General features: G+C 73.4%; 3 protein-coding genes. All 3 read right to left on the bottom strand.

What is annotated here, in order from left to right; all coding sequences use genetic code 11:
- Window positions 1-8 precede the first annotated feature (8 nt).
- From ACWGI8_RS37080 to ACWGI8_RS37070, 3 genes are read right to left on the bottom strand one after another with little or no spacing between them, the layout of a single operon-like run.
- Window positions 9-2,933, bottom strand: a complete 2,925-nt coding sequence (locus tag ACWGI8_RS37080) for a hypothetical protein (RefSeq protein ID WP_453667833.1) — start codon at window positions 2,931-2,933, stop codon at window positions 9-11.
- 2 nt (window positions 2,934-2,935) lie between these two features.
- Window positions 2,936-4,783, bottom strand: coding sequence for an HSP90 family protein (locus tag ACWGI8_RS37075; RefSeq protein WP_453667834.1), 1,848 nt, complete (start codon window positions 4,781-4,783; stop codon window positions 2,936-2,938).
- Window positions 4,784-4,835: 52 nt separating this feature from the next.
- Window positions 4,836-5,822 carry a hypothetical protein gene (locus tag ACWGI8_RS37070; RefSeq protein ID WP_453667832.1) on the bottom strand — a complete coding sequence of 329 codons (987 nt, stop codon included), beginning with the start codon at window positions 5,820-5,822 and terminating at the stop codon, window positions 4,836-4,838.
- Window positions 5,823-6,291: the final 469 nt, after the last annotated feature.

Genomic DNA, 6,291 nt, shown 5'->3' with positions numbered 1-6,291 from the left:
CCGTCGCGTCACTCCTCGTCGCGCAGCCGGGCCGCCAGGGAGATCAGCGGCTCGGTCTCCTCGGTGTGGCCCAAGGCGGTCAGGCGGGAGACCGCCGCGTCGAGGCGGGTGAGGGCGGGGGCGGGGCGTTCCATGTAGATGCCCTCCACGGCGCCCGCGAGGCGGACGCACTCGGCCCACTCGCCCGCGCGGTCGTCCTCCGGCCCCGGCTCGCCGAGCAGGGCGAGGGCCTTCTCCAGGGCGGCGAGGGCGTCCTCGTACGCGCCGGCGTAGGCGTTGACCCGCCCGTGTTCGTAGGCCAGGGCCGAGTCCAGGGAACGGTCGTGGGCCTCGTACTCGGCGGCGCGGGCCTCGTCGGCGATTTGGCCGGCGTCGGCGAGGAAGGCGCGGGCGTCGACCAGGCCGTCGGCGCCCTGCTGCTGGGCCTGGAGGCGGGCGAGTTCGCGCAGGCAGTTGCTGAGCCGCTCGTAGCGCGGGGCCCGGGCGTGGGCGGCGATCGCCTGGTCCGCCACTTCGCGGGCCCGGCCGAACTCGCCGGACTCGCCGAGGAGTACGGCCGTCTCCGCGGCGATCATGGCGTGGCTCCCCGGGTCGTCGTCCCAGCCGGCCGACTCGGCCGCGAGGGCGACGAACTCCGCCGTGGCGGCCTTGAGGTCCTCCCCCGCGTGCAGCGCGCGGGCGCGGATCAGGCGCAGCTGAGCCACGATCCGGTCGTCCAGCTCTCCGGCGGCAACGTCCGGTTCGGCCAGCAGGGAGTCGAGCAGAGCGATGCAGTCCTCGACGCGGCCCAGGTCGAGGCTGAGCTGGGCCGCGTTGCTGTAGGCGCAGAACGCGTCCGTCCGGCTGCCGCGGCGAAGGTCCACCTCCGCCGAGCGCGTCAGGTGCCGCAGTGCCTCGTCGGGGCGACCCAGGTGCATGCAGGCCTCGGCCAGATCACCGTGGAGGCGGCTGGTGTCGACCGCGTCGGCCGGCCAGTCGGCGGCCAGTCGCAGGCCCTCGGTGAGGTCCGCGTAGGCGGCCTGGGCGTCCCGGAGGCCGAGCTGGAGCCGGCCGCGCAGGCCGAGCGTGCGGGGCAGGTGCCAGGCGGGGCCGTGCGCCTTCAGCCGGTCGACGATTGCGTCGATCTCGGTGACCGCGGCGGGCAGGTCGCCGGAGATGGCGTAGGTGCTGGCCCGCAGCACCAGGGCGCCGGAGATCTGCCCGGCGATGTCGTGCCGGGTGGCGAACGCGTGCAGCAGGTCAACCTCGGAGAGGACCGGTGCGACGTGCTCCTCGCTCCCCGATGTCTGCAGGCGCAGGCCGAGCGCGGTCGCCCGCAGCCGCAGCAGGCGGGCCTCCTGGTACAGGGCGAGGCCGGGCGTCTCCTCGTGCAGGCGGACCATGGACGCGTGGGCGGCGGCCAGCGCGGCGGCCTTCGCCTCGGCTCCGTCGGCGCCCGGCGCGGGGATCTCGGCGGTGGCGAGCAGGGCGCAGGCGCGGGCGAGCGCCGCGTGGCCCGGCGCTCCGGCGTCGTCGTACAGGCCCGCGGCCTCCTGGTGGAGGGCGGCGGCGTCGGCGAACTCGTCCTTGTGGCCCGCCCGGCTCGCCTCGTCGGCCAGCAGGTCCGCGCGTAGCTGTACGAGCGGGCCCACCGCCGGGTCGTCGGGGTGGGTGTAGTCGCGGGCGACGACGAGCGTACGCAGTCGCGCCCAGCATGCCTGTGCGTCCGGGTGCCCCTGCTCATCCAACGCCCTTGCCCGGAGGATGAGTTCGGGCACCGATTCGGGGACGGCGGCGGCCGTACGGGCGGCGGGCGCGGCGATCGGGGCCACGTCGTCGAGGCTGCGGGTGCGCAGGGTCAGTTCCAGCGAGTCCAGCAGCGGAGCGCGGTCGAGGCGGGCCCTGCGACGGTCGGTGTGGGCCGTGGTTCCGTTGCGGGCGTCGAAGCGGGCGGCGAGGTCGTCGGCACGGCCCCGCACCTCGGCGTGCAGGCCGGCCACCGTCCAGGTACGGCCCGCATACCCGGCGGCGGGCAGTTCGCCGTGGCCGAGGAGTTCGACGCACTGGAGGAGGACTTCCACGCCGGTGAGGAAGTCGAGCTGGTCCAGCGGCGATTCGACCTCGTCGAACAGGTTCCGGTTCTCGGCGAGCAGTTCCAGGCCGCGTGCCTCGTTGCCGGTCAGCGCGCAGAACTCCAGGTGCCGGCCGACCTCCCCGGACATCGAGGGGTTGCGGCGGCAGCCGCGGTAGCCGGCGAGGTGCAGTTCGCGTGCCCGGTCGGTGCGGCCGGTGCGCAGCAGGGGCAGCAGTGCGTACGACAGGGAGCGGGCCGGCTCCTCCTGGCAGGACTCCTTACCGGCGAGGACGGGCTCCCAGGCGCGCAGCGCCCGCTCGTCGTCGCCCGCGGTGAGGTGGTACAGGGCGCGCTCGCAGATCTCGCAAGCCTCGCAGTCGCTGAGCCGGATGCGGGTGCGGCCCGCCCACAGCTCGTAGGCGAGGGTGGTGTCCTCGCCTACGTGGGCGGCGAGCTGGTACGCCTGTCCGTAGTAGGGCTGGAGGCCGAGGCCGGCCTTCTCGTAGCGGTCGCGCATCTCCGTCAGCCACTGGCGCAGGCTGGCCAGCGGTATCTCGGGCAGCGCGCGCAGGGCGTTGGACACCCACTTGAACCGCCAGAACAGCATGTGGCGCAGGCGGTCGTCGAAGACGTCGGGCTGCTCGTCGAAGAGGGTGAGCAGGCGGGCGAAGACGACGGGCGACTTCCGGGGTTCGGAGCCGTAGGTGTACGCCTCCTGGAGTTCGAGGAGGGCGTGGACGAGCGGGACGGGCTCCGCGAACAGCTCGGCGGCGTCGACAAGTTCCTCGGCGGTGACGGTGCGGGTGCGGCCGTAGGGGCGCCGGTCGTTCTCCTGGAGCGCCTGGTACAGCTCGTCGGTGGTCTGGGGTGCGGTCGGCATCGTCAGCTGTCCTTGCGGAGGGCGTGGGCGAGAAGGTCGAGGAAGGAGCGGTTGATGAGGCTCGATTCGGCCGGCCTGAGCGGGCGCCGGGACAGCATCGCGGCCTGCCCGTAGAGGGCTTCGGCGCTGGTGCGGGCCAGCTCGGGCTCGTCGATGGTGACGGCGGTGCGGACCAGCGGGTTGAGCTGGTTGAGGATCAGCTGGGCCCGCGGGGCCTCCTGGCGCAGGGCGCCGAGGATGCCGCCCCACAGGCCGCCTTCCTGCTCACGAGCGAGCTGGGAGCGGGTGCGTTCGTGCCGGGCCTCGCGGCTGTCGACGAGGAGGGCGGGGGCCGAGGCCGGCTGGAAGGTGCGCAGTGCGACATCGCAGTCGAAGACGGCGAGGGCGTCGCGGGCCTGGGCCAGGTACGCCGCGGCGGCGAGTTCCGTCTCCCGGTCGACGGGGTCGAGGTGGGCGGTGAGGGTCTCGGGGTCGAGGTCGGCGACGGTGGCATCGGGCCTGATCTCGGGCAGCCGGTGGACCAGTTCGCGGTCGTAGGTGTAGCCGCCGTTGACGACGCCGAGCCCGGCGGCCGAGGCGATCGCGGCGACCTGTCGGAACTCCTCCACGCTCGACGTCACGAGCACGGTGCGGTGGGTGCGCACGAACTCGTCGAGGGTGGTGTGCCCGTCGGTGGTCTCGAACGGCAGCCAGGGCAGCAGCATCCGCAGGATCTCGTCGTCGTGCACCGCGAGCGACTTCACGGCCAGGTGGTGGGCCTGGAGGAAGCGGGCGAGCAGGTCCGGGGCGCTGGCTGCGGCCCGGGCGATCCAGGCGCGCAGCCGCTCGGCGAGTGTGTCACGGACGGCGGCGAGGGTGTCGTCCTCGTACAGGGACTCGCGGGACGCCGTCGGTCGCAGGCTCTCGGCGTCGACGACGCAGCGGACGAAGAACGCCCACTCGGGCAGGATCTCCTCGGCCTGTTCGGACAGCAGCATGCCCTTGACGTGCACTCGGTGGCCGTGGCGGCGCCCGGCCGGCACCGCCTCGGGCAGCACGCAGGCGATGCCCTTCAGGCCCACGGCCGGCAGATCCAGTTCGATGGTGTCCAGCGGCGTGAACCCGAAGACCTCCTCGCCGTACGCGGCCAGCGCGCGGGAACGGGCTCCCGGCGTGGGGTACGTACGTGCCCAGGGGGCGGGCTCGGGGTTGACGGAGGCGCCCGGGCCGCCCGTGCCGTCGTCGAAGGTCACCGGGTGGCGCAACAGGGAGCCGAAGTGCCGGGCCAGCCCGTGCACCTGGGCCGGGCGGGTCCACTCGCCCGCGTCGGCGCGCGGCGTCAGCGTGACGGTGGTGCCGGGCCGGGGGCGGGCGGTGGCGGGCAGTGTGCGGACGGTGTAGCTGCCGTCGCCGCGTCCCCGCCATTCGACGGCGGGTGCGTCGGGGGTGCGGGCGGAGCGGCTCAGGACGTGGATCTCGTCCGCGACCAGGAAGCAGGAGAGCAGGCCGATGCCGAACTGGCCGATGAAGTCGCCGCGTTGCTCGGCGATACGCTCGGCGCGCTTGCTGCTGCGGCCGATGGTGGCGAGGAAGGTGTGCACGTCGGCCTCGGTGAGACCGACGCCGTCGTCCTCGACGCGTACCACCGAACCGTCGGCGTACAGGCGGATGCCGAAGGCGTCGACGGGTGCGGCAGGTTCGAGGCCGTACCGGGCGGTCAGCGCGTCCACCGCGTTCTGCAGGAGTTCACGCAGGTAGACGCGGGGGCTGGAGTAGAGGTGGTGGGAAAGGAGGTCGACGAGGCCGCGCAGATCCACCTGGAAGGTGCGGTCGGCGCCGGCCGCGTTCGCGGCGGTGTCGGGCAGAGTCATCAGGCAGTCCGGAGTGAGAGGCATGGCGGGCGGGATCGGGGCCGGCGTGCGCTCAGGCGCGGCGGTGGTGGCGGGCGAACTGCTTCTCGGGCTCCGCGAGGTAGGTCCAGGGCCAGCTGGTGTAGGCGCCGTCGAGCGTCTGGAAGACGCGCCGGACCGTGTGGCGCTCACCGGCCAGCGACAGGGCCATGGCGAACATGTTGAAGTCGTGCTGCCAGCCCGGGCGCCACGCGTAGGCGGGGTGGAGGATGCTGTGGTCGGCGGCGTCCCGCAACTCCTGCTGGATCTCGGGGGTCTCGAGGCAGTCCCCGCTGTCCGACTCCACCCAGTCCTCGATGTGCGCCATGGCGATCACACAGCCCAGCCGGTGCCCCTGCGGGGCGCGGGCGAACGCGTCGCGGGCGAACGCCAGGGCCTCGCCGGGCTCGCCGCCCCAACGGGGCTGCAACTGCGACACCCATTCCAGGTGGGTCTCCAGGTCGAGTGGGTCGCGGCGCAGGGCGGCGTCGAACCGGGTCTCGTTGACGGCGGGGCCCAGCGACATGCCGCGGCCGGAGGTGAGGAGGCGGCGCCACGGCGTGACCCAGTCCGGCCGCAACTCGGCGGCTTCGAGCAGCTGCTCCTCGGCGATGTGGAGCCGCTCGTGGAAGATACGCCACTGCTCCTGCGTGACGTTCACGGCACGCTCGGCGGTGCGGGCCTCCCAGCCCCAGCTGATGTGGCGCGTCCCGGATATCAGCAGGGCGGTCGCCCGGTGCTCCTTGTCCTCCTCGACGGCCCGGCCGATCCAGTCCTGCACGCCGTCCAAGTCGGCCAGCTCGCCCAGGATCTGGTGGTCGCGGCCGAGATCGAAGGGGGCCAGCGCCGTCTTGACCGCCTCCCAGTCACCCGCGTCGGCGGCCTCCACCAGCGCGAGCACCCGCGCGTCCCCGAGCGCGCGCAGCGTGTACATCCCGTTCTTCTGCCTGCGCGGGACGGGAAGGGCGTGCGGATCCGCCACCGGTCTCTCCGCACCCCTGCCGAACAGCTTGCCGAACATGCCGTGCCCTCCCCTGGTCCCGCGTGATCGTCCGGGGCAGCATAAACGGCCCTACTGACGCTGCTTCCACAGGGTTTTCACCGGAGCTTCACGGGCCCGGTGCGGGTCCCGTCCTCTCGCCCCTCCCGGTCCTTGCCGACACGTCTACGACTCCGGCTCTGATCGAGCTGTTGTAGACCCTGGCGGCCGAGCATGTGGACGGGGGGACGGGAGACGACACGGCGCAGGGTACGGCTGTGCTCGAAGCCAGGGGCGCCGCGGCCTGGGCGAGCGGCATGAAGCCAGAGACTGTGCGGCGGTGGACGGACTTCGTCCTCATCTCTTACTCACCGAAGAGTCTCGGCCTCCTCTAAGGCGCACGAGAAGCGGCGCCGGGAACCGGGGTGTTCCCCGCAGGCGCCGTCAAAACGGGCCGCCCGCCACCGGGCCCCCGCGACGGCGGCGCCGACGTCAAAATGAGGCGGCTAAC

The sequence above is a fragment of the Streptomyces sp. NPDC054841 genome (assembly GCF_053611045.1).
This window is presented reverse-complemented; position numbering and strand designations above follow the sequence as displayed.